This window comes from Metabacillus indicus (assembly GCF_046603695.1).
Taxonomy (GTDB): domain Bacteria; phylum Bacillota; class Bacilli; order Bacillales; family Bacillaceae; genus Bacillus_P; species Bacillus_P indicus.
Genome location: NZ_CP176757.1, coordinates 2,231,744 through 2,254,020, shown reverse-complemented (window position 1 = coordinate 2,254,020; position 22,277 = coordinate 2,231,744). Strand labels below are relative to the sequence as shown.

The 22,277-nt window shown below is 43.4% G+C and carries 25 protein-coding genes; 18 read left to right on the top strand and 7 right to left on the bottom strand.

The genetic code is table 11. The features are described 5' to 3' along the window. Nucleotides 1–286: 286 nt before the first annotated feature. Both wrbA and ACK1LH_RS11255 read left to right on the top strand, forming a co-directional pair. Nucleotides 287–898 (top strand): NAD(P)H:quinone oxidoreductase, encoded by a 612-nt coding sequence (wrbA, locus tag ACK1LH_RS11260; protein WP_029280772.1) that lies wholly within the window; start codon nucleotides 287–289, stop codon nucleotides 896–898. 61 nt (nucleotides 899–959) lie between these two features. After that, nucleotides 960–1,565, top strand: coding sequence for an alpha/beta hydrolase (locus ACK1LH_RS11255; RefSeq protein WP_411333070.1), 606 nt, complete (start codon nucleotides 960–962; stop codon nucleotides 1,563–1,565). A 40-nt stretch (nucleotides 1,566–1,605) separates the two neighbouring features. Here ACK1LH_RS11255 and ACK1LH_RS11250 read toward each other — a convergent pair whose 3' ends face one another. The 3 genes from ACK1LH_RS11250 to ACK1LH_RS11240 form a co-directional block, all read right to left on the bottom strand. Further along, entirely contained in the window at nucleotides 1,606–2,382 is a 777-nt protein-coding gene (locus tag ACK1LH_RS11250; RefSeq protein WP_411333069.1) for a 3-hydroxybutyrate dehydrogenase, read from the bottom strand. A 21-nt stretch (nucleotides 2,383–2,403) separates the two neighbouring features. Next, nucleotides 2,404–3,690, bottom strand: coding sequence for a GntP family permease (locus tag ACK1LH_RS11245; protein WP_029280777.1), 1,287 nt, complete (start codon nucleotides 3,688–3,690; stop codon nucleotides 2,404–2,406). 102 nt (nucleotides 3,691–3,792) lie between these two features. Beyond that, nucleotides 3,793–4,416, bottom strand: coding sequence for a nitroreductase family protein (locus ACK1LH_RS11240; protein WP_029280778.1), 624 nt, complete (start codon nucleotides 4,414–4,416; stop codon nucleotides 3,793–3,795). Nucleotides 4,417–4,563: 147 nt separating this feature from the next. Here ACK1LH_RS11240 and ACK1LH_RS11235 point away from each other — a divergent pair, with 147 nt between their 5' ends. The 4 genes from ACK1LH_RS11235 to ACK1LH_RS11220 all read left to right on the top strand — a co-directional run bounded on the left by ACK1LH_RS11235 (nucleotide 4,564) and on the right by ACK1LH_RS11220 (nucleotide 6,442). After that, complete coding sequence (locus ACK1LH_RS11235) at nucleotides 4,564–4,887, top strand: winged helix-turn-helix transcriptional regulator (RefSeq protein WP_029280780.1); 324 nt, start codon at nucleotides 4,564–4,566, stop codon at nucleotides 4,885–4,887. Next, complete coding sequence (locus tag ACK1LH_RS11230; RefSeq protein ID WP_411333068.1) at nucleotides 4,884–5,612, top strand: SDR family NAD(P)-dependent oxidoreductase; 729 nt, start codon at nucleotides 4,884–4,886, stop codon at nucleotides 5,610–5,612. The genes ACK1LH_RS11235 and ACK1LH_RS11230 overlap by 4 nt, the downstream gene beginning before the upstream one ends. A gap of 120 nt (nucleotides 5,613–5,732) precedes the next feature. Beyond that, nucleotides 5,733–6,113, top strand: coding sequence for a DUF2188 domain-containing protein (locus tag ACK1LH_RS11225; RefSeq protein ID WP_411333066.1), 381 nt, complete (start codon nucleotides 5,733–5,735; stop codon nucleotides 6,111–6,113). 89 nt (nucleotides 6,114–6,202) lie between these two features. Then, nucleotides 6,203–6,442 (top strand): hypothetical protein, encoded by a 240-nt coding sequence (locus ACK1LH_RS11220; protein ID WP_029280784.1) that lies wholly within the window; start codon nucleotides 6,203–6,205, stop codon nucleotides 6,440–6,442. Between the two features lie 72 nt (nucleotides 6,443–6,514). Here ACK1LH_RS11220 and ACK1LH_RS11215 read toward each other — a convergent pair whose 3' ends face one another. After that, nucleotides 6,515–6,982 carry an Hsp20/alpha crystallin family protein gene (locus tag ACK1LH_RS11215; RefSeq protein ID WP_029280786.1) on the bottom strand — a complete coding sequence of 156 codons (468 nt, stop codon included), beginning with the start codon at nucleotides 6,980–6,982 and terminating at the stop codon, nucleotides 6,515–6,517. 136 nt (nucleotides 6,983–7,118) lie between these two features. Between ACK1LH_RS11215 and rarD the strand changes: the two genes are divergently transcribed. From rarD to bshB2, 4 genes are all read left to right on the top strand, one after another. Continuing rightward, on the top strand, nucleotides 7,119–8,051 hold the full coding sequence (gene rarD, locus ACK1LH_RS11210; RefSeq protein ID WP_411333065.1) for an EamA family transporter RarD: 933 nt from the start codon (nucleotides 7,119–7,121) through the stop codon (nucleotides 8,049–8,051). Nucleotides 8,052–8,137: 86 nt separating this feature from the next. Further along, nucleotides 8,138–8,410, top strand: coding sequence for a hypothetical protein (locus tag ACK1LH_RS11205; RefSeq protein ID WP_029280788.1), 273 nt, complete (start codon nucleotides 8,138–8,140; stop codon nucleotides 8,408–8,410). A 12-nt stretch (nucleotides 8,411–8,422) separates the two neighbouring features. Beyond that, nucleotides 8,423–8,773: a YojF family protein gene (locus tag ACK1LH_RS11200; protein WP_029280790.1), complete on the top strand. Its 351-nt coding sequence runs from the start codon at nucleotides 8,423–8,425 to the stop codon at nucleotides 8,771–8,773. Nucleotides 8,774–8,789: 16 nt separating this feature from the next. Next, nucleotides 8,790–9,455: a bacillithiol biosynthesis deacetylase BshB2 gene (gene bshB2 / locus ACK1LH_RS11195; RefSeq protein ID WP_029566373.1), complete on the top strand. Its 666-nt coding sequence runs from the start codon at nucleotides 8,790–8,792 to the stop codon at nucleotides 9,453–9,455. A gap of 50 nt (nucleotides 9,456–9,505) precedes the next feature. On the opposite strand, the gene ACK1LH_RS11190 is transcribed toward bshB2, so the two are convergent. Continuing rightward, nucleotides 9,506–10,264, bottom strand: coding sequence for an MBL fold metallo-hydrolase (locus tag ACK1LH_RS11190; protein ID WP_411333063.1), 759 nt, complete (start codon nucleotides 10,262–10,264; stop codon nucleotides 9,506–9,508). Between the two features lie 116 nt (nucleotides 10,265–10,380). Between ACK1LH_RS11190 and ACK1LH_RS11185 the strand changes: the two genes are divergently transcribed. Continuing rightward, complete coding sequence (locus tag ACK1LH_RS11185; protein WP_029280795.1) at nucleotides 10,381–10,788, top strand: Lrp/AsnC family transcriptional regulator; 408 nt, start codon at nucleotides 10,381–10,383, stop codon at nucleotides 10,786–10,788. Between the two features lie 77 nt (nucleotides 10,789–10,865). Here ACK1LH_RS11185 and ACK1LH_RS11180 read toward each other — a convergent pair whose 3' ends face one another. Continuing rightward, nucleotides 10,866–12,227, bottom strand: coding sequence for an MATE family efflux transporter (locus tag ACK1LH_RS11180; protein ID WP_029280796.1), 1,362 nt, complete (start codon nucleotides 12,225–12,227; stop codon nucleotides 10,866–10,868). Between the two features lie 299 nt (nucleotides 12,228–12,526). On the opposite strand from ACK1LH_RS11180, the gene cdaS reads away from it, so the two are divergent. The 5 genes from cdaS (at nucleotide 12,527) to ACK1LH_RS11155 (ending at nucleotide 18,452) form a co-directional block, all read left to right on the top strand. Then, complete coding sequence (cdaS, locus tag ACK1LH_RS11175) at nucleotides 12,527–13,129, top strand: sporulation-specific diadenylate cyclase CdaS (RefSeq protein WP_051827199.1); 603 nt, start codon at nucleotides 12,527–12,529, stop codon at nucleotides 13,127–13,129. Nucleotides 13,130–13,255: 126 nt separating this feature from the next. After that, complete coding sequence (locus tag ACK1LH_RS11170; RefSeq protein ID WP_029280799.1) at nucleotides 13,256–14,590, top strand: NCS2 family permease; 1,335 nt, start codon at nucleotides 13,256–13,258, stop codon at nucleotides 14,588–14,590. Between the two features lie 131 nt (nucleotides 14,591–14,721). Further along, nucleotides 14,722–15,918, top strand: a complete 1,197-nt coding sequence (locus ACK1LH_RS11165) for an MFS transporter (RefSeq protein ID WP_029280800.1) — start codon at nucleotides 14,722–14,724, stop codon at nucleotides 15,916–15,918. 410 nt (nucleotides 15,919–16,328) lie between these two features. Then, entirely contained in the window at nucleotides 16,329–17,357 is a 1,029-nt protein-coding gene (locus tag ACK1LH_RS11160; protein ID WP_029280801.1) for a LysM peptidoglycan-binding domain-containing protein, read from the top strand. Between the two features lie 540 nt (nucleotides 17,358–17,897). Continuing rightward, nucleotides 17,898–18,452, top strand: a complete 555-nt coding sequence (locus ACK1LH_RS11155) for a superoxide dismutase family protein (RefSeq protein WP_282033961.1) — start codon at nucleotides 17,898–17,900, stop codon at nucleotides 18,450–18,452. 42 nt (nucleotides 18,453–18,494) lie between these two features. Here the strand turns inward: ACK1LH_RS11155 and ACK1LH_RS11150 are convergent, their stop codons facing one another. Then, nucleotides 18,495–20,429 carry an LTA synthase family protein gene (locus tag ACK1LH_RS11150; RefSeq protein WP_411333061.1) on the bottom strand — a complete coding sequence of 645 codons (1,935 nt, stop codon included), beginning with the start codon at nucleotides 20,427–20,429 and terminating at the stop codon, nucleotides 18,495–18,497. A gap of 239 nt (nucleotides 20,430–20,668) precedes the next feature. Between ACK1LH_RS11150 and ACK1LH_RS11145 the strand changes: the two genes are divergently transcribed. Both ACK1LH_RS11145 and ACK1LH_RS11140 read left to right on the top strand, forming a co-directional pair. After that, nucleotides 20,669–21,541, top strand: a complete 873-nt coding sequence (locus ACK1LH_RS11145) for a VanW family protein (protein WP_411333059.1) — start codon at nucleotides 20,669–20,671, stop codon at nucleotides 21,539–21,541. 96 nt (nucleotides 21,542–21,637) lie between these two features. Next, nucleotides 21,638–22,210, top strand: coding sequence for a YitT family protein (locus tag ACK1LH_RS11140; RefSeq protein WP_029280808.1), 573 nt, complete (start codon nucleotides 21,638–21,640; stop codon nucleotides 22,208–22,210). The last annotated feature ends 67 nt before the right edge of the window (nucleotides 22,211–22,277 follow it).

The window sequence follows — 22,277 nt, the reverse complement described above, 5'->3', positions numbered from 1 at the left end:
TAAAACGGAGTAAGCAACACTAAGTTCGGCATCCCGACCGCAGCAAGTGTTCTAACCCTAGTCAACAACAGTAAAGAATCCAACCACAGAAAGTGCTCTAAACCATAGCGGGCCAACTTAACCCTGACAAACTGTAATAAAACATGTTTTCTCCCTGCTTTCATGGGTATATTACCTATAGAAACTGTTAATTGTTGACTTTTTTATGCGGTCAGCATATAATTAATTCGACTTCGAGATATATTACTTAAAGATAAAAAATGAACCGAAATGAGGAGAGACCGGAATGTCAAATGTTAAATTAGCCGTCATCTACTACAGTTCAACAGGTACAAATTACAAGCTTGCTTCATGGGCTGAAGAGGGAGCAAAGGAAGCGGGAGCAGAAGTAAAAGTGTTAAAGGTTCCTGAACTGGCTCCGCAATCTGCGATTGAATCGAATGAAGCATGGAAAGCGCATCTCGAAGCCACACAGCATGTACCTGAAGTTACGCTTGACGATCTTGAATGGGCAGATGCCATCATCTTCAGCGTTCCGACCCGGTTTGGAAATGTACCTGCTCAAATGAAGCAGTTTCTTGATACAACGGGAGGTCTATGGTTCCAGGGTAAGCTTGCTAATAAGGTAGTAAGTGCGATGGCATCGGCCAGTAATCCTCATGGCGGACAGGAAGCAACCATTTTAAGCCTTTATACAACGATGTACCACTGGGGTGCAATTGTTGCTGCTCCGGGATACACAGACCAGGTGCTGTTTGAGGCTGGCGGAAATCCGTACGGCACTTCCGTTACAGCAGATCAGGACGGAAATTTAAAAGAGAATGTTGAACCAGCCGTTAAGTATCAGGCTAAACGGACAGTGATGGTAGCTGATTCTATTAAAAAAGGAATGCAATAAATTTCAAAAATAAGGGGTTTTGCGTGCAGCCAGACCCTGTCATCATGGAAGGGGACACATCATGAAACATCTTTTTGAAAAAGGAAAGAACCTTAATAAAACTCTGCTGCTGCTTCACGGCACTGGCGGAGATGAAAATGATCTTATACCGCTTGCCAAACATATTGATCCTGAAGCAAATATTCTCAGTGTAAGGGGAAATGTCCTTGAAAACGGGATGCCGAGGTTCTTTAAACGACTCGCTGAAGGCGTTTTTGATGAAGAAGATTTGATTTTCAGAACGAATGAACTGAATGCCTTTTTATCTGAAGCAGCAGAAACATATTCATTTGACCGTTCAGAGGTAACGGCAATTGGCTATTCAAATGGGGCAAATATTGCAGGGAGCCTGTTATTTCACTTTGAACGGCCATTAAAAGCAGCGATCCTTCATCATCCGATGGTGCCAAGGAGAGGTGTAACAGTACCAGAGCTGAATGACTTGCCGATTTTCATAGGTGCAGGCATGAACGATCCGATCTGCCGTCCGGAAGAAACAGAGGAGCTCTCTGATTTGCTGAAGGGTGCAGGGGGAAATGTATTGGTGCACTGGGAAAACCACGGCCATCAGCTGACATCTTCTGAGGTGGAAGCAGCGGCTGCATGGTACAGAGAAAACTTGAACTAAAAAATGCCTGGATTCATTTCGAATCCAGGCAATTTCTTTATTATTGAGCCGTGTATCCGCCATCAAGAAGCACGGCCTGTCCGGTCACGCCTTTCGCTTTTTCGCTTGCCAGGAAGACGGCATAATCAGCGATTTCGTCAACTGAAAGCAGACGTTTTTGAGGAACGAGAGGGTAGATGACTTCTTCGAGCACCTTTTCAAGTTCCACATTTCGCGTTTTTGCAAGATCCTGAAGCTGGTTGCGAACGAGCGGAGTATCTACATAGCCCGGGCAAAGAGCATTCACTGTTATGCCCTCAGCAGCTCCTTCCAGCGCTGAAACCTTTGTCAGCCCGATAACTCCGTGTTTGGCTGAGTTGTAGGCAGCTTTTCCGGCAAATCCGATAACTCCGTTAATGGATGCCATGTTGATGATGCGTCCGTATTTTTGTTTTTTCATATGCGTAAAAACATGCTTGGTCGCAAGAAACGGCGCCGTCAGCATGATCTTGATTAAAAGCTCGAATTTTTCTGTAGGAAATTCTTCAATTGGCGATACATATTGAAGTCCTGCATTGTTGATGAGAATGTGCAAGGCGCCAAAATGGGCAACAGTGTCATCGATGGCCTTTTTGATTTCCTCTTCGCTAGTGACATCACATTTCAGGCCAAGTGTTTCATAACCTTTTTGAGCGAGCTGTTCAGCGGCTTTTTTTACACCTTCTTCATTTACATCAGTCAAAACAACTTTTGCTCCGTTTTCAGCAAACCGCTCGCCAACCTCGTAGCCGATTCCCTGTGCCGCTCCTGTTATAAATACAACTTTATCTTTTAACATATTCAACCGCTCCTTTATTCTTTAATATAATCCCATGGATGCAAGTGCAATCGCTGCAATGACAGCGATGATCGGAATGATCAGTCCTACTACGGCAACATCCAGGTAGGTTTGTTTGTGCTTAAGTCCTGTAACCGCAAGGAGCGTAAGCAGGGCTCCATTATGCGGAAGGATTGAGGCGCCGGAGGCAACTGCTGCAACCCTGTGAAAAGCTTCAGGCGAAATTCCTGTGCTTTTGGCAAGCTCCATATACTGACTTCCAAGTGCTTCAAGGGCAATTCCCATTCCTCCGGAGGCTGAACCGGTTATGCTGGCCAAAAGCTGAACGGCAATCGCCTCTGAAATGAGCGGGTTCCCTTTAACACCAAGAATCAGATCAGTAAGCTGTTCAAAGCTCGGTACAGCTGTCACTACCGCTCCGAAACCAACTGCGGCGCTTGTGTTGACGATGGCCATGACAGAACCTGCCGCTCCGCCGTTAATTGATTTGATAAACATTTTAAATTTAGTAATGGAAAGAAGCATGATGGATAAGATCCCAATAACAAGTGCAAGCAGAATGTCCAATTTGAAAACATTCAGAACCACTACAACGACTATAAGGGGGATAATGGAAAGATAGGCGTTTGGAAGCTGGGACGGATCAATGTCCTTTACTTCATCACCGCCCTTGGGCTCTGTAAATTTCTCCCCTTTGTTTTGAAGCTTTTTGCCTCGCCAGGCTAAATAGAAATAGCCCCCTGCAGCCATGATGAGACCGGAAACAATCCCCATAATCGGGCCTGCTGTCGGAGTTGTGCCAAAGTAATCGGTTGGAATGATATTCTGAATCTGCGGTGTTCCAGGCAGCGCGGTCATCGTGAAGGTAAAAGCACCCAACACAATCGTTGCGGGAATCAGATTTCTTGATACATCTGCAGACCGGAACAGAGCGATTGCCAGGGGATAGATGGCAAAAACGACGACAAACAGACTGACACCGCCGTATGTCAGAACAGCTGCTCCGACAAGAACGCCTAAAACAGCTCGTTTTTTTCCGATAAACTGTGTAATTTTAAAGGCAACAGACTGCGCCATGCCGGTTTCTTCCATCAGTTTTCCAAATATTGCACCAAGCAGGAAAATCGGAAACCATTTGAAGGTGAAATCGACAAACCCTTTCATATATGTCTCTGTATAGGCGGGAAGCAGGTCAACCCCTTCAAGGCCGGCTACGATTAAGGCAATAAGCGGCGCAATCCAGATGATGGACCAGCCAAGATAGGCAAGTGCCATCAGCAAAACCAATCCGATGATGATGTTTATCATGCTGCATTAGCTCCTTAAGTAGATTTATCTGACCTTACTTTCCCCAAAAGAAGCTGAAAAAAACGAAAAACCGGCAAGTTTTTATAACCGCCGGTCTTTTTCTTATAAAAATGTGCTCAGTTCATCAATGCTGATGCGCGAGCTTTGGTGAGCTGGCTTTGCTGCTTTGCCGATTGTAATCAGCATAACAGGGATGTAACGATTCTCAATTTTAAATGTTTCTGAAAGCTGAGATGCGTTAAAGCCTCCAATCGCACATGTGTCATAACCTTTTGCTTTAGCTGTAAGCATGAGCTGCATAGCGGCAAGAGATGCGTTGCTGAATGCGGCGTCACGTGCGAATACTGGATTTTGATAAGCTCCGTGAATCTGGCCCGCCAATGTATCTTTGATCTCTTCTTTCATGAAACCTGCTGATACAAGAGGATTATATACTTTATCTGTGTTTTTATTTGCTTCAAGATCGCCGAGAATGGCAACTACAGCAGACGATTCGGTAATCTGGCTTTGATTGTAAGCAATAGGGAGAAGTCTTTCTTTCGATTCATCGCTGTGAAAAACCATGAACTTCCAGTGCTGCAGATTCCATGCAGATGGAGCTTTTCCCGTCAGTTCCAGAATTTCTTTTAATTCTTCCTTGCTGATTTTGACGGACGGATCATATTTGCGCACGGAACTGCGTTCAGACATAATAGATAAGATGCTTTCAGTTGTTGCTGCTGTCATGTGAAAAACCTCCAAAGTTGAATAAGTATTTTAAATAAGGTATAATATACAAAAAGTTACAAACTAACTTTTAGTAAGTGTTGATGTTAAAAATCATAATATGATGATGAATAGATGTCAAGAAATAAGCTGTAAAGGAGATTCGCGATGGAATCTAACTTGTGCCCTAAAATGGAAAAGGCTTTCGGGTTTTTAGGCAAGCGGTGGACAGGCTTAATCGTGCACGTGCTTCTTGACGGACCTAAACGTTTTAAAGATCTGACAGATACCATTCCTAGTATTAGTCAAAAGATGCTTGTTGAACGGCTGAAAGAACTGGAATCCGCTGGCATTGTCGAGAGGGTTGTCATCCCTGATACTCCTGTAAAAGTGACGTATCAGCTCACAGAAATGGGCTATTCTCTCGAAAAGGTTATGAATGAGGTAAAAGAATGGGCGGATAAATTTTGTCTTGGGGAGGAAATGAAATGAGCCGCACTGTTATCATTACCGGCGGAGCTAATGGAATTGGCGAAGAGCTCGTCAGACAATATGCAGAAAAAGGAGATGCCGTTTTCCTTGCTGATGTCGATGCGGAAAAAGGCAATACCATTGCTGGCCGCTCTGAAAACATTCACTTCGTTCAGACAGATGTCAGAAGATTGGAAGATATTCAGAAGCTGATCCAGTCGGCTGCCAGTAAAACCGGCAAAATCGATATCCTTATCAACAATGCAGGTGTGTCCCGTTTTAAGCCTTTCTACGAATTAACCATTGAAGACTGGGATGATGTGCTGAATACAAACCTAAGAAGCGTTTTTCTTGCTTCTCAGGAAGCTGCCAGAGTGATGAAGAAAAATAAAGCTGGCGGTTTTATTGTGAACATAGCGTCGACAAGGGCGCAAATGTCTGAGCCTAATTCCGAGGCATATGCAGCGACAAAAGGCGGGATCGTGGCCATTACTCATGCGCTGGCAGCCTCGCTTGGCGATGACCGGATCAAAGTAAACTGCATCTCGCCCGGATGGATTGAGACAAAGGAATACGATCAGCTGAGATATGTCGACCACGAGCAGCACCTGTCTAAGAGGGTAGGAAAGCCTGCGGATATTGCGAAAGCCTGCTTTTATCTGACAGACCCCGAAAATGACTTCGTCACAGGAACAAACCTGGTGGTAGACGGGGGCATGACCAGAAAAATGATCTATGAGCATTAAGGGACTGTGTTAAACAGTCTTTTTTTTATGTTCTTTTATGAAGAGTGAAACTGGACAACTCTGTTTGCATTCGTGCAGGGCGGGTAATAGATAAGAAAAAATCGGAAAGGAATGAAGGAAATGCCATGGACTAAAGAGGATTATCCCCAATCAATGAAAAACCTGCCCGCAAAAACGCGAGACAAAGCAATTGAAATTGGAAATGCACTTGTAGATGACGGATATGATGAAGGCCGTGCCATACCGATTGCCGTGTCTCAGGCTGAAAAATGGGCAGACGGCAGCAGTCCGGATGACAGCCATTCAAAAGAAGAATATCATGTTGTTTCTGCCGAACAAGGATGGATGGTTAAAAAAGAGGGAAGCAAGAGGGCGAGCTACAGATTTGATACCAAACAGGAAGCTGTTGAAAAAGGAAGGGAGCTTGTAAGAAACAACGACTGTTCATTAGTTGTGCATCTGAAGGACGGCTCTGTTGAAAACACCGTAAACAGCAAGTGATTATTTTCGGTTTTTTAAGACATGTGCCCACTCCAAAACCTTTTAGGTGAATACCCTTATAAGGTAAGCAATAAAGAGGAGGGGAATGCATGTACCCGTACTATCCAGCCAGAGGCTACCGAGGCGGAGGCAACAGAGGACCATTCTTTTTTGGATTTGGAGCGCCGCTTGTAGGAGGGTTGCTTGGAGGATTTCTTGGCAGTGCCTTGTTTAACTATCCAAGACCTTATTATTATCCGCCGCCACCGCCTCCATTTTATGGAGGATACCCAGGACCGGGCGGCTATCCGGGCTATCCGGGAGGACCATACCCGGGAGGACCATACTGACGAAATCGATTCTGCTGATAAATAATGGACCAGAGAGCGTATATTCTCTGGTCCATTATTATTGCCGGGGTTTTAGTTTTCTGACACAACATCAATTTCTGACATTTGAAGATCTTCATTTTTCTGCATTCGGATCTCCAGAACACCATTTTTGTAAGAAGCCCTTGTGCCTTTTCTCCTGACAAGTGACGGCAGGATGATTTTTTCCTGCCCGCCGTTCTCCGGGTAGTTCATAATGAAGAGCTGATTGCTGTTGTGCTGTATTCTGAGGTTTGAAGCCTGTTCTTCCGTTGCACTGATTTTCACAAAAATGTGATCGTTCGTTTCAAACAGTTCAGGCTTCCGGGAGACAGTCTGCTGTGTTTTTGACGGCGCTACATTTCCCTGATAGGGAAATTGAGTCTGGAATCCTTCGCCAAAAACGTTGCCCATAATGTTTTGTATATAATCCTCCACATTTTTAGGGTTCATGTTTTTAAAGGCATCCGGCATCTGTGCGTCTGTCTGATTGAAAGGGAATTTTTTATTCCAGGGAAACATGCATGTCACGCCCTTTTTTGCAGGTATAGTTCACTATATGAATGATTCAGGGCAACGGTTAAGATTTTTTTCTTGTCGCAATCCTTGTTTCAGGATTATAATGGGCATGTTGCTTGTAAAGGAAGGTGCTGTAAAAATGAAACAAAAACAATATGATACCTATCAGACAGGCTTGATGCATACGGCACTCGCCTATTTTTTATGGGGGATTCTCCCTATTTACTGGAAGCTGATTGAGCATGTTGGATCTGAGGAAATTCTGGCACACCGTGTTTTCTGGTCATTCTTGTTCATGATGTTCCTGATCCAGATGAAAAAACAGTGGGGACAGCTCGCGGAAGTGATCAAACGCATGCTGAAAAAACCGCTGCTGCTTTTATCTCTTGTTCTTTCATCTGTGCTGATCAGCATAAACTGGTATCTCTACATTTGGGCTGTGAACCACAACCATATTCTTGAAACAAGTCTCGGTTATTATATTAATCCCTTAATCAGTGTTCTGCTCGGAATGATTTTCCTGAAAGAGCGCCTTAATAAGTGGCAATATGCTTCATTTGGCCTTGCAGCCGCAGGAGTGCTGTTTATGACAATTCAGTACGGGAAGTTTCCATTTGTTGCTATCGTGCTTGCTTTAAGTTTTGGTTTTTACGGCCTCACGAAAAAAGTAACCAAGCTTGACGCGTCAATAGGGCTTACACTTGAAACATTGATGGTTATGCCGGCAGCTCTGATATATATTTTCTCGATTGCGGCAAAAGGCCAGTCAGCCTTTTTTGACTGGTCCCCTGCAACAAATGCCTTTTTAATCGGAGCGGGCATCGTCACGGCTGTTCCGCTTTTGCTGTTTGCAAAAGGAGCACAGCACATTCCTTTATTTATGGTCGGTATTCTGCAGTATATCGCCCCGACAATTACACTGCTTCTCGGGGTTCTTGTTTACAATGAATCGTTCTCAGGAACGGAAATGATTACATTCTCACTAATTTGGTCTGCGCTTGTTATATTCTCTTTCTCACACGTGAAGGGAAGCGCATGGAAATGGAAAAAAAAGAAAACAATGGAATTGTAGGAAAGCCTGCCCCTGTGCGAGGCTTTTTTCTTTCATTGAAATGAATTTTAGGTATACAATAAGACTTGCAGGAAGGGTTGAGGAAGATGAGTTTTGATAGAAGCTTGCTTGATGCATACAGAAACCTTTGGTCAAACCGCAGTCTGGAGGCTTCATCCGACGAAATGAAGACTCTTTGTGACGCCATTGAAAGAGACCTCAGGGATGAACACACCCATCCAAGGCTCCGCAAAAAGCCGGAGCAGAAATTCTTTTCCGCTATGAAGCGCATTTCAGCATCCGGACTCAGTGATCAGGAGAAAGCCGCCCTGATGGACCTGCATATAAAAGTAGCAGAAGAACGGATAGTACTTACATAAAGGAGCAATCACATGGTCCCAATTTCCAAAGAAGATATTCAGAAATACCTGGATGTTTTAGTAAACAAAGAAGTATATGTGCATCTTGAAACAACAACTGGCGCATATTCTGCCCATATGAATGAAAACAACATGACGGTCGTTGCTTTTATCCGAAATGCAAAAGTCTCGTTTAATCAGGCAAAAATTACAGGACAGGGCCCATACAGGGTAGGACTTAAAATGGATCATGGCTGGATTTATGCAGAAGGCCTGACAGACTGGGTATACAATGAAAACAATCAGCTGCTGATGGCTGGGCATGACCGCGACGGAAAGCTTGCCATCGCGCTTCAGATCAGCGAAACACCGTTTGCTGAGTAGAAGGAGAGAAGAAATGATGAGAGAACATGTATTAGTTGTCCTGCCTCATCCCGATGACGAATCATTCGGAGTGGGGGGATTAATGTCTTTAAAACGAAAAGAAGGAATTCCGGTTACCTACGCTTGTGCAACACTCGGACAAATGGGACGGAACATGGGAAGCCCGCTGTTTGCCAACAGAGAAGTGCTTCCAGAAATCCGCAAAAAAGAATTGAAGGATGCATGTGAAGCGCTCAATGTGCAGGATTTGAGAATGCTCGGTCTTCGCGATAAGACGCTTGAATTTGAAGACATTGACACATTTGCAGATATCATTGAAGAAATCATCGATGAAGTCAAACCGACGCTTGTTGTGACATTTTATCCGGGTCACGGCGTCCATCCGGATCATGATGCAACTGGGGAAGCAGTCATTCATGCCCTGAAGAGAAAGCCGATTGAAGAAAGACCTGAAACGTACTGCATCGCCATAACACGCAACCGTACGGAGGTACTTGGCGAGCATGATGTGACGATCGATATTACAGGTGTTGCTGACATGAAGCTGAACGCGCTGCGTGCTCACCGCAGCCAGACAGAAGGCATGCTGAAGCAAATGGAAGAGAAATTCAAAAACAAAGATCCCGAAGTCTCACAATGGATTGAGAAGGAAATCTTCTGGACATATAAATGGAACGACTGAAAAATGAGTGCCGGACTCTGTCCCGCACTCGTTTTTCTGTTTTTCTCTGTTTAGAATTTTAGAGTTTCCCCGTCCTCGGGTACAAAAACAGAGTTGCAGAGATTTTTCTCTTTAATTATACGGTGAAGCTCACTTCGGGTTAAAAGGCAGTGATTTAAAGCCTCCATGTGTGAAACGACGATCTCGGTCTGAGGAGCAGCTTCCTTAACAGCAAAAATGTCCTCAGCTGTCATTGTGATAGGACCGCCTTCAAGAAACTGAGCTGAACCTCCGTTTACAACCACAACTTCCGGCTGATGAAGATCGAGTGCTGCTTCAACCTCACTGCACCAGACTGTATCTCCGGCAACATATAACGCCGGCTCATGAGCATGTTTAAAGACAATCCCTGAAACGGGCCCTGTCATTTTAGTGATGTCTCCTCTTCCGTGCTGTCCTGATGTACGCATCAGCCTAATTCCTTCAAAAAACTGAACATCATCAATGGCTGAAACCCCAGTAAAACCATATTTACGGATTTCTTCTGCATCTTCTGTACTCTGCGCAAGTATGGTTATGTCTTTAGGCAAAGCTTCGACGGCAGCTTGATCAAAATGATCAGGGTGCAAATGTGTAACAATTACAGCATCAGCGTGTATGAGTTCTTCAACCGGTACAGGAAGATACAAAAGCGGATTTCTCCTATTCTGATTTGGTGTGTTTGGAAACGGAGGCATCGAGTGTTTTTCTGCGAAAAATGGATCGATCAAAAAAGTTTTACCTGCATATTGCACTTTTAAAGTTGCGTTTCGTATTTGTTGAATGTACATTGTGTTCCTCCTTCTCAACTTTTCTGTATTAGTATAAAATACAGACAGAAGGTAATACATAGATAAAATCAAGTCTTTAGGCGATTTGGCTTGATTATTGAAAGGGTGTTTGCCGCGTGCCGGATGCTACGGACCTTAAGATCATTGGGGAGCTTAGAAAAAACGGAAGAATAACGATGAAAGAACTGGGCAAAAAAGTTCATTTGACTGGTCAGGCAGCATCAGCCAGAGTACTCAAACTTGAGGAAGAGGGCATTATCGAAGGTTATACCATCCATGTAAATGATCAGAAAACAGGAAAACTGATTCATGCATTTATCAATGTTTATACAAGAAACCAAAATCATAAACCCCTGCTTGAGTTTATTGATAAAAAAGATGTCTCCAGTCTTTATAAAATAAGCGGGGAAGGCTGTTACTTAATTGAATGTAAGTTTCATAAAAATGAAGACCTGGATGAATTCCTAAATGGCTTGAATTTGTATGCGAACTACAAACTTTCAATCGTTATCAAATCCAGCTGATAAAAAATGTTCTGATTATAAACAAAACCCCCGGTAGATCCGGGGGTTTTGTTTATATGAATAAGTGCAGAAAACGCTCAGCCCCGCTGTTTTTCACCATATACTCTGTTTTGTATGAACCAGAGCCTTGCAGAAAGAGCTACTGCCGCTGCTGCAAGTCCTGCAATCAGGCCAATCCAGTAGCCGAAGGCCATGAAATCTGTGTTTGCTGCAAGATAGTATCCTGTTGGCAGTCCGATCACCCAGTAGGAGACCAGGGCCATTAATAGCGTAACATTTACATCTTTATATCCCCTGAGCGCTCCCTGAATAGGAGCAGCAATCGCATCGGAAAGCTGGAAGAAGATGGCGTAAATCAAAAACTGTGCCGATAGGGCGACAACAACCTGGTCATTTGTGTAAATGCCTGCAATTTCGCTTCTGAAAAAGTAAATGACAGCAGCTGTCAGCAACGAGAGCAAAACAGCAAGCACAATTCCCAGATAACTGTATTCTTTTGCATCTTTGTAGCGTTTTGCTCCGACTTCAAACCCTATGACAATGGTGAGGGCCATAGATATGCTCAGCGGGAGCATGTACAGGAGTGAAGCAAAATTAAGGGCAATTTGGTGGGAAGCGATCGTCACGGTGTCGTAAGTGCTCATGAGCAGGGTCACAGCGGCGAAAATACTTGTTTCAAAGAAAATGGCAATGCCGATTGGAATGCCGATCTTCAGAAGCTCAACCCATGCCTTGACGGAAGCTTTATACCATTTGCTGAAAATGCCGTAATCTGAGAAGGGAACTTTTTTATGAACGACATAAACGGATATCAGCATAATCGACCAATAGGTAATCGCAGAAGCTACACCAGCTCCCACGCCTCCAAGAGCCGGAAAGCCAAACTTTCCGAAGATAAACAGATAGTTAAATACGATATTGATCGGCAGGGAAAGCAGGGTAATAAACATTGACACCCGTGTAAAGCCCAGCGCATCTATAAAGCACCGGAGAACATTGTAAGAAAACAGCGGAAGTATTCCTAAAGCGAGCGCCGCAAGATAATATTTTGCTGTTTCCCGTACATGATCTTCCAGGTTCATTGAATGCAGGATCGGATCCAAGACAAAAAATCCGGCGAGTGCAACTGCTGAAGCAAGAAGAACAGACAAATATAGTCCCTGAATGACGGTAAACGGAATTTTGTCTCTTTGCTTTGCGCCGGCGTATTGAGAGACAATTGGAGTGACAGCAAGCAAAATGCCGCTCAGTCCTGTATAAACCGGAACCCATACGCTTGAACCGATGGCAACACCTGCAAGATCTCCAGGGCTGACCTTTCCGGACATCGTGGTATCAAAAAAATTCATTGAATAAAGCGCTACTTGTGTAATTAAGATTGGAAGCAGAATGTGGAAGAACTGTTTGCTTTTATCCCATAACGTATATGTTTGTTTCATGGCTGCCTTCTCCGTTTCTGTAGAGTAACGAAAGAATTATACCACGAAAAGAGAATGGCCAGTCATTATTTCGGTTTCTGTTCCATCTCTTTTTTTTGCGGTTTAAACATTTGATAATAGAAGAAACCAAGGATGACGACACCCATTCCAGAGAACAAATATTGAACAATTTTCATAACAGTCACGGTAAACCCTCCCCGAAAATTTTTATTAGTATTAACCGTTTTTGGGAATTTCTTGCATGAGATGACTCTTTGTTTCAAACACTAAAAAAGATTTTCCGGAGAGGAGAGTGCGGAGTGGAACATGAACCGCTGGACCCGATTAAAAAACATATTTATCATCAGCTTGGTGTGATCATAAAAGAATCAGAGCAGCTTATGTCCTCGCTGCATGTGAAAAATTATTGCCTCCTGTGCGAACTCGATGAGCTGCATAAAACTTTCCAGCAGCTGCAGGCACAGGCTTCGTCTTATTATCTTCAGGCCTATTTGTCCGAATATACACCGCACTATGAGGTGCTTTCCAAAGTCATTCAGGAGCTTGCAAAGCATAAGCATGGCGGATTAATCGTGATTGAACGGAAAGATCCGCTGAAGGGGTTACTTCAAAACGGGGTTCAGATAAATGCAGAGCTCACAGAATCACTGCTTGAGAGCATTTTTTATCCCGGAAATCCTCTTCATGACGGGGCCGTGCTTATTTCGGGCACAAGAATCGTTTCAGCAGCAAACGTGCTCCCGCTTTCCATTAAAAATTCTGGAACAAAGATGGGGACAAGACACCGTGCCGCACTCGGCATAACAGAGAAAACAGACGCCATCGCTTTAGTTGTATCAGAAGAAACGGGGAAAATGTCCTTTGCGATTGACGGGGGGCTGTATCCGTTCAGCTCGGATTAAGGCTTTTCTTTTTTTGAAAAAAAGCATATAATGTAGTTTTTAATTGACGAGCTTTGCCTTTATTCTTTGATTGAACTTTCATCATAGTAAGACAGCGCTCTTCATAACTTGAGGAGGAGAATAGACATGAAAGACAGCAGCAAATCCCGTTCACTCCTGAATGATTATTTCAAGCTTGATGAACGGAATACATCCGTTAAGACGGAATTTCTGGCAGCTTTGACAACATTTATGACTGTCAGCTACATCATTTTAGTCAACCCGATTATTCTTTCAGAAGCGGGGATGCCGAAAGAGGCAGCACTTGCGGGTACCATTTTGGCTATCGTCTTAACAACAATGCTCATGGGTCTGTGGGCTAATTTGCCGATCGTCATCGGCCCGGGGATGGGGCTCAACGCCTTTTTTACATACACGGTGGTGCTTGGACAGGGCCTTTCGTGGGAAACAGCACTTGGCGCTGTGTTTATCTCGGGACTCGTTTTCTTTTTGCTTTCGGTTACCGGGGTAAGTTCTAAAGTTGTTTCGGCTATCCCAAAAACGCTTAAAGCATCGATTACAGCCGGAATCGGCCTTTTTGTAGCCTTTATCGGCCTGAAAAACGGAGGAATTATTGTACCTGATGAATCCACTTATGTTGCACTGGGAAACATCTCGGATAAAGGTACGTGGCTTTCGCTTCTTGGACTTATACTGGCAGCCGCTCTCGTTTCGAGAAACATCAAAGGCGGCTTGATTTTGAGCATTTTTATTATTACCATTCTTTCAATGGCAACCGGCCATTCGCCTGTTCCGGCATCAGCAGGCGACATCTTTTCGACGGACTGGCCTTCTGTTGAACTGACGTTTTTGAAGCTGGATATTATGGCAGCCATCGGATACGGGATTTTCTCAGTCATTTTTTCATTCACGATTGTTGAACTTTTTGACACGCTTGCTACATTAATCGGGCTGACGAAAAAAGCCAATCTGACCGATGAAAACGGTGAAACACCTCATATGAAGCGTGCACTTACAACAGGTGCACTCGGCACCATGATAAGCGCCGTTTTCGGCAGCACAGCCATGAACACATATATTGAAAATGCAACCGGAATTGCAGAAGGCGGAAGAACGGGTCTGAAAGCAGTCTTCGCCGCGCTGCTGTTTTTGCTGACACTCCTGTTCACACCGCTCATTCAGTTCATTCCAAATGCAGCTACCGCTCCTGTCCTTGTCATCATCGGCGCCTTCATGCTGACAGAGCTGAAGGAAATACACTTTGATGATCTGACAGAATTGATACCTGCCTTTTTAACGATTATTATGATGCCTCTTACATTCAGCATCGCGGAAGGAGTGGCTTTCGGATTTATTTCCTATACACTCCTAAAAGTATTTACAGGCAGAGTGAGAGAGCTTCACTGGATGATGTATGTCATTACGGCTGCGTTCTTAATCAACTTTTATACAATGATTTAATAGAGACCAAAAACGGTCTCTTTTTTTCGTATGAAAAGCAACTTTTTTCGTGTGGCGAAATAAATCAGCCGGTGCTATAGTATAGATAGAAAATATTCAGCTGGATCAGCTAAGAAAACGGGGACAATACGATGTGGAAAAATAAAAATGTCTGGATTGTGCTCAGCGGAGAGTTCATTGCCGGACTGGGACTGTGGTTTGGAATTATTGGTAACCTTGAGTTCATGCAGAAAAATGTACCATCAGACTTTATGAAATCGCTCATTCTGTTTACTGGTCTGCTTGCCGGAGTGCTTGTCGGTCCATTGGCGGGGAGACTGATTGACAGCTGTTCGAAAAAAACGGTGCTGATCTACTCCGGCCTCGGGCGGATGGTGAGTGTCGTGTTTATGTTTATTGCAATCGGTCTTGACTCACTCTTATTTATGGTTTTGTTTATGATCAGCATTCAGCTGTCGGCTGCTTTTTATTTTCCTGCTTTGCAGGCTGTTATTCCGATTATCGTCAAGGATCAGGATCTGATCCAGATGAACGGGGTCCATATGAACGTTGCGACCATTGCAAGGGTCATTGGGACGGCACTGGCAGGGGCACTGCTTGTCTTTATGAGTTTAACATCCATCTATGCTCTTTCTATGGCTGCCTATGCCATACTGTTCGGAGCAACGTTCCTGCTTGATTTTGAGGAAGAGAAAAAAGAAAAGAACGGTACAGGAGGTTCGGGTTCCTTCAGAGAAGTTCTTCCGGTGCTGAAGGCTGCGCCTATCGCGATCACAGCGCTTGTCCTGACAATTATACCAGTGCTTTTTATCGGCGGTTTTAATCTCATGGTCATCAACATCAGTGAACTGCAGGACAGCACATCCATTAAAGGACTGCTGTATACGGTAGAGGGAATTGCTTTTATGATCGGCGCCTTTTTCGTTAAGAAAATTACGCACCGTTTTTCATCTGTTCACATGCTGTTTGTCTTTGCGCTCGTTATTTCCATTGCTCATTTAAGTTTATTCTTCAGTGATATTATGTGGATGTCACTTGTTTCGTTTGGGGTATTTGGACTTGGCGTCGGATGCTTCTTCCCAATCGTTTCAACCATCTTTCAGACAAAAATACCAAAAGAGTATCACGGACGCTTCTTTTCATTCAGGAATATGCTTGACCGGGTCATGTTTCAGATCGTATTGCTGGGTACAGGGCTGTTTCTTGATACGATTGGACTGCAGTTTATGGTCCTTATATTCGGCACGCTTTCGCTCCTGCTCGTCATTTTATACGGTATGAAGTATTTTCAGAGAAATGAGATTGCTGGTTTAAGTGAAAGCAAGTAAAAAGAGAGGTGAGACCTCTCTTTTTTTCGTTTTATTTATTTCTGCACTTTTTGCAGACTGTCAGCTTCTGTCCGTCCTGAAGGCTCGGGTAAAGGAGCTTAATACGCTGTGTTCCGCATATTGGGCACGTTCCCCTGGCCCGTGATGCCATTCTCCATAAAGTCTTGCCTCTTGATCTTTTTGCCATCCCAAACACCCTGTTTCCTTTTAAATAGTATATGTTCCTGAGACAAAAGATGCTCCAGGGAAAAAAGCATCAGTATGTCATTTTACGGGGATTTTTCGGGATAAAATTGACATTTTCCGTCGTAAAAAGTAAGAAAATCATACTATTTTTAGAAATTTGTAGTAATTAATGCCCTAATCTATTAAAATAGTGAAGTAAGAAAAAAGGAGGTACATAGCAGAAGATGAAAAAGAAGATTCTCGGGTTGACTGCTTCAGCTGTCATAGGCTCAGGCCTCATTGGTTCTGCAGCTTCAGCAGCAAGTGTAACCATACAAAAAGGCGATTCGCTGTGGAAATTGTCACGTGACTATAAAACAACTATCCAAACGATTAAACAGACAAATAAATTGACGAGTGATCTGATTTACCCTGGACAAGTCCTTCAAATTTCAGGTGTTCAAAATTCTAAGCCCTCAGCGGCAAAACCTGCTCCGGTGCAAACGCCTGCGGAAACGGCTGCATACACTGTCAAATCAGGTGATTCACTATGGGTCATTGCAGCAAAACATAAGGTATCTGTAAACGAGCTGAAAAGCTGGAACGGTCTTAAATCCGATTTGATCCGGCCTGGTCAGGTTTTAAAGGTCAGCAAATCAGCCCCTTCAGCTGCACCTTCAGCCCCTGTGCAGAGTCCAAAACCGGCAGCACCGGTGAATCAAACTTCTACATATAAGGTTCAGCTTGGCGACTATCTCGGTAAAATTGCGAATGCATTTGATCTGACTGTAGCTGAACTGAAAGCGATGAATAATCTGAAATCTGATACCATATATGCAGGACAGGTTCTCAAAGTTAAAGGTTCAGGCGCACAGCCGCCTAAAGAAGTGGAAGAAACAAAGCCATCTGCAAGCAGTAAAATAGACACAATGATTGCCGAAGCCAAAAAACACATCGGTGTTCCGTACCGCTGGGGCGGCAATACACCGTCAGGTTTTGACTGCAGCGGCTATATGTACTATGTACTGAACAAAGTAACGTCCGTATCCCGCCTGAGCACTGCAGGCTACTGGGACATAATGACGTCTGTCAGCTCGCCGCAAAAAGGTGACTTCGTTTATTTCACTACTTATAAAGCAGGTCCATCCCATATGGGGATCTACCTAGGAAATGGTGAATTTATTCACGCAAGCTCATCAGGTGTTACCGTTTCGAAGCTTGACAACTCCTACTGGAAAGCAAGATACCTGGGAGCTAAAAGATATTTAAAATAAGAAGCTGTTTGAAATCCGTTCCTTTTTAAAGGGGACGGATTTTTTTGTTTTTAATAATGAAGACGTTGTTTGCAAAAGACTTATATTTTTGCATTTCAGAAATAAGTTATGACCATTCAGATTGAGGGAGAGTGTGTGAAAGGTCATAAGCAGGCGTGATATAACCCTTCAGCATGAAGGAGAGTGTGTGAAAGGTCATAAGCAGGCGTGATATAACCCTTCAGCATGAAGGAGAGTGTGTGAAAGGTCATAAGCCCGCGTGATATGACCCTTCAGCATGGAAGAGAATGTGTGAAAGGTCATAAGCAGCCATGATATAACCCTTCAGCATGAAGGAGAGTATCTAAAGGGTCATAAACCCACATGATATAACCTCCCAGCATAAAAAAAGCCTTACATATGGTTCTCTCAATAAACCGGTACAACCCCATTCAGAGAAAGAAAACACTCAAGAAAGATTCACATAATCACTCACTCCGTTTTAAAATCCCCCCATTATGCACAACCTACTAGAGAATTTTTTAAAATGGAGGCTGGATCATGAAAAAACATATTGTATCAGCGGTGTTACTGTCTGCTGTCACGGCGCTTAGCGGCTGCTCAGCTTCAAGTGAGGAGTCGGCACCTGCGAGCGGGCGAACTGCTGCTCCGGTTACAGCAGAAATGATAAACAGCGAGGGGATTAAGATTGGAACGGCCGTATTTACTGACACGGGTAAAGGCGTATCGATCAGGCTGAAGGCTGAAGGGCTGCCGCCCGGAATAAAAGCTATTCACATCCATGAAACGGGAAAGTGCGATAAACCGGATTTTAAAACGGCAGGAGGTCATTTTAATCCGAAGAAAAAACAGCATGGATTCGACAATCCAAAAGGCTATCATGCAGGAGATCTTCCTAACATTGAAATTAACGAGAAGGGGAAGGTGGATGTAGAACTGCAGACAGCGGATGTTACCTTGATGCAGGGGAAAAAGAATTCCCTGCTTGATGAGGATGGAAGCTCGCTGATTATCCACGAGTCGAAAGATGATTATCAGACGGATCCGGCAGGAAATGCAGGAAACCGGATTGCCTGCGGGGCTATCGTGAACTGAATACAAAAAAGCTGATGAGAATGAGATCTCATCAGCTTTTGATTACTCTTCTTTTTCATCAGGACCCATGTAGCGGTACTGATTAGGATCAACTTTTTTAAAGCCTTCAGGAGTGTGGAAACGGAGAAGGTCACCGTAGACGATTTTATCTGAGATTGTCAGCTTTTTGTCTACCATTTCTTCCGTTTGTTTGATTTCTTTGTTTTCTTTTACAAGCTCTCCTGTTTTTGTATCGTAAAACTTGCCGTCAACAGAAGAGAATTCAGGAGTAACGAAGTCTCCGTTTCTGAACGGTACAACTTGCTGGTGGTCTTTTGACATTAAGTCTGTACCCATTTGGATATAGTCTTTTGTATCAACGCCAAGCAAGTTAAGAACAGTAGGGCGAATATCAACTGTGCCGCCGAATTGGTGCTGCTCTCCGCCTTTTAACCCAGGGGCATGAATGAAGAGCGGAACTCTCTGCAGCTGTGCGTGCTCAAAGCCGTTGATTTCTTTGCCCATTACTTGAGACATTGCTTTGTTATGGTTTTCTGAAATTCCGTAATGGTCACCGTACATGACGATCATTGTATTGTCATACATGCCTGATTTCTTCAGGTCTTCAAAGAACTGCTTAAGAGATTCATCCATGTAGCGTGCCGTCTGGAAGTAGCGGTCAACAGATCCGTCTCCGGTTGTATGAGGGTCAATGGTTGCCTCATCTTCTTCAATCGGATAAGGGAAATGGTTTGTTAATGAAATGAACTTCGTGTAAAACGGCTGCTCCATTGATTTTAGGAGCGGAATCGACTCTTCAAAGAATGGTTTATCTTTTAATCCGTAGTTTACAACATCTTCTTCTTTCATTGAGTAATACTCAGCGTCGAAGAATTGTTCATATCCAAGTGATTTATACATCACATCGCGATTCCAGAACGACTTGTAGTTGCCGTGGAATACGCCGGTCGAATAACCCTTTTGATCCATGATTGCCGGTGCTGCCTGATACGTGTTTTCAGCTTTTGTTGTAAATACAGCTCCCTGCGGAAGAGGGTATAATGAGTTTTCTACCATAAACTCGGCGTCAGACGTTTTACCCTGGCCTGTTTGATGGAAGAAATTATCAAAGTAAAGAGTATTTTTATCTTTCGTCAGTGAGTTCAAGAATGGCGTTACTTCTTCGCCGTTTATTTTATAATCAATCGCAAAAGTCTGCAGCGATTCAAGTGAAATATAGATGACGTTCATGCCTTCAGCCTTGCCGAAGTATTCAGGGTTAGGCTTGGCCTGTGTCGCTTTTGTGTAGTTGAGTACTTCAGTGACGTCATTGCTGTCAGCAAGTGCGCGCTGAGCAGAAGACTTGGAACTTTGAATTGCATCATAGATTGTGTAGTTGTACATTCCAAGGTACTTCACAAGGTAATTTCGGTCAAATGTACGTGTCAGTAATTGCGGACGGTCCATTTCAGCAAGAGCAAGATTTGCCCCGAACAGAACAAAAGCTGAAACGATCACAGTCGCTACTCTTTTGCCTTTCATTCGAACATTTTCAGGTTTGACGAATTTCCCGAAAACAAGAATCATCAAAATAATAACATCCAGGAAGTACAGGACATCGTAAGGTTTAACGAGTGCTCCAAGACTTTGCCCAAGGTCGCCTGCATTCTTCGTCTGCGTCAATGTTGGAACCGTAATAAAGTCATTAAAGAAACGGTAGTAGACAAGGTTCGCATATAATAGGAAGGACATAAGGAAATCAATAGTGATCATCCAGATAAATGCCTTTTTTCCTTTTGCAAAAAGAGCTAATCCAAGAAAAAGAACAGCAGAGCTGATCGGGTTGACAAACAGCAGAAATTGCTGAATGGCATTATCAATGCCTAGTGTAAATTCAGTTTGATAAGCAGCATAGGTTTTAATCCACAGCAAGACTACCGCGAAAATAAAAAAGCCAAGATGCTTATTTAAAAAACCCTTAGCAAGTAATTTGTTCAATTTTTTTCACCTCTAGTAATCAATTAGTATCATTTTTAAAAGTCGTTAACAGTCGGTTTGAAAATGTTGAATGTGTTCAGCAAAAGATAAGAAAAATCATAACGCATCCCCTCTATAAAAGTCAACTTTCTTATAATTCAATCAATCTGGCAATCTATCATGAATTCTTGCGAAATTGTTTGTAAATCATACATAAAGTCCTACTTTGAAGCCAATAGTAAGCAGGGGAGTGATGGTGTATGAAAATGGCTATTTTCGCTTTGCTGATTGCGCTGACTCAGCAGCCAGGGAATGACAGTCTGCTTATTAAAGACCAGACAGAGATTATTGGAACCATTTCAAAGGAAGACCTGGCGCAGCTTACTGAAGATATGTACATAATGAATGATGAAAAAATAAATCAGCTGTCAACGCGGATTGACAACGAGATGTATACGCCTCCTGTAAATGCCCAGATAAGTAAGTCAGGCGGGATCATCAAGGAAAAAAAAGGCTACAGGCTGAACAAAGAAAAATTCCGTGAACTTTTATATTCCTATTTTTACGGGAAGGGGCCTATGACAATCCATGCGCCGAAAATGGATCTATACCCCAGAGTGGACAGTGATCTCTTAATTAGCATCCGTTCAGCACGGATCGGCAGCTATGCTACTTTTTTCAACAAACGGAATGTACAAAGATCTAAAAACATAATCCTTGCAGCAGAAGCCATTAATAATACAGTTGTTTTTCCTGGAGAAACCTTCTCGTTTAATGGTGTTGTAGGGAACAGAACGGCTGCAAAAGGGTATATGAAAGCTCCAATTATCATCAAAGGAGAGCTTGCGGAAGGAATTGGCGGCGGAATCTGCCAAGTCTCGTCTACTTTATTTAACGCGACAGACAATGCTGGTTTGAAAACAGTTGAACGGTTTTCTCATTCGAGGAATGTTCCCTATGTGCCAAAGGGACGGGATGCCACCGTCAGCTGGTATGGTCCTGATTTCAAGTTCACAAACAAGTACAGTGAGCCTGTTCTGATCATGGCTGCTGTTTACAGCTCAAGTGTGACGGTAACGATTTATTCCACAAAGGAAGTGCTGTACGAAAAGAGTGCAGAAAGGATTAAGTAAGGATTTGCGGCGTTCTATTTTGCCGGTCTGAAAAAGATGCTTCTGAAAGAATATGCCTGGACATATAGTTAGAAGACTCTTTTCTTAGGCAAGGTGATGCTTATCACACAGAAGATAGCCGCCATTATAATAGGAAGTTTGCTGATCGGCATAGGCATTAACGGATTTCTTGTCCCTCACCATCTGATTGACGGCGGTGTGGATGGTGCGGCGCTTATTATGCATTATTACTTTGATTTTAAAACTGGATTATGCATTTTATTATTCAGTATTCCGCTATGCATGTATGCGTGGTTTTATAAGCCGGCGTATTTTTACAGCAGCTTTCATGGTTTACTCGTTTCTGCGTTCTTTATTGATCTGCTTGATCCGCTGAGGACGTCATTTGATCTGCCCATCTTTCTAAGTTCATTAATAGGCGGGTGCATTATAGGAATAGGAATCGGGATTATGCTCAGAAATGATACAAGCACCGGGGGAACGGATCTGCTTGCACGCCTGATTTCAGACTATACCAGCTTAAATATCGGCATCGCAATCCTTTTAGTAGACGGGCTTGTCGTTCTTGCGGGATATAAAACACTTGAACTTAGGAGTTTTGTTTTTTCCTGTATAACCATCGCAGTGATCGGGCTGGTTACGTCAATTGTCATGAAGCCGGAAGAATAGCAGATAACAGGTCCTGAGGGATCTGTTTTTGTTTTCACGCAGTTCAATTGTTTGATTTTTAAAGGCC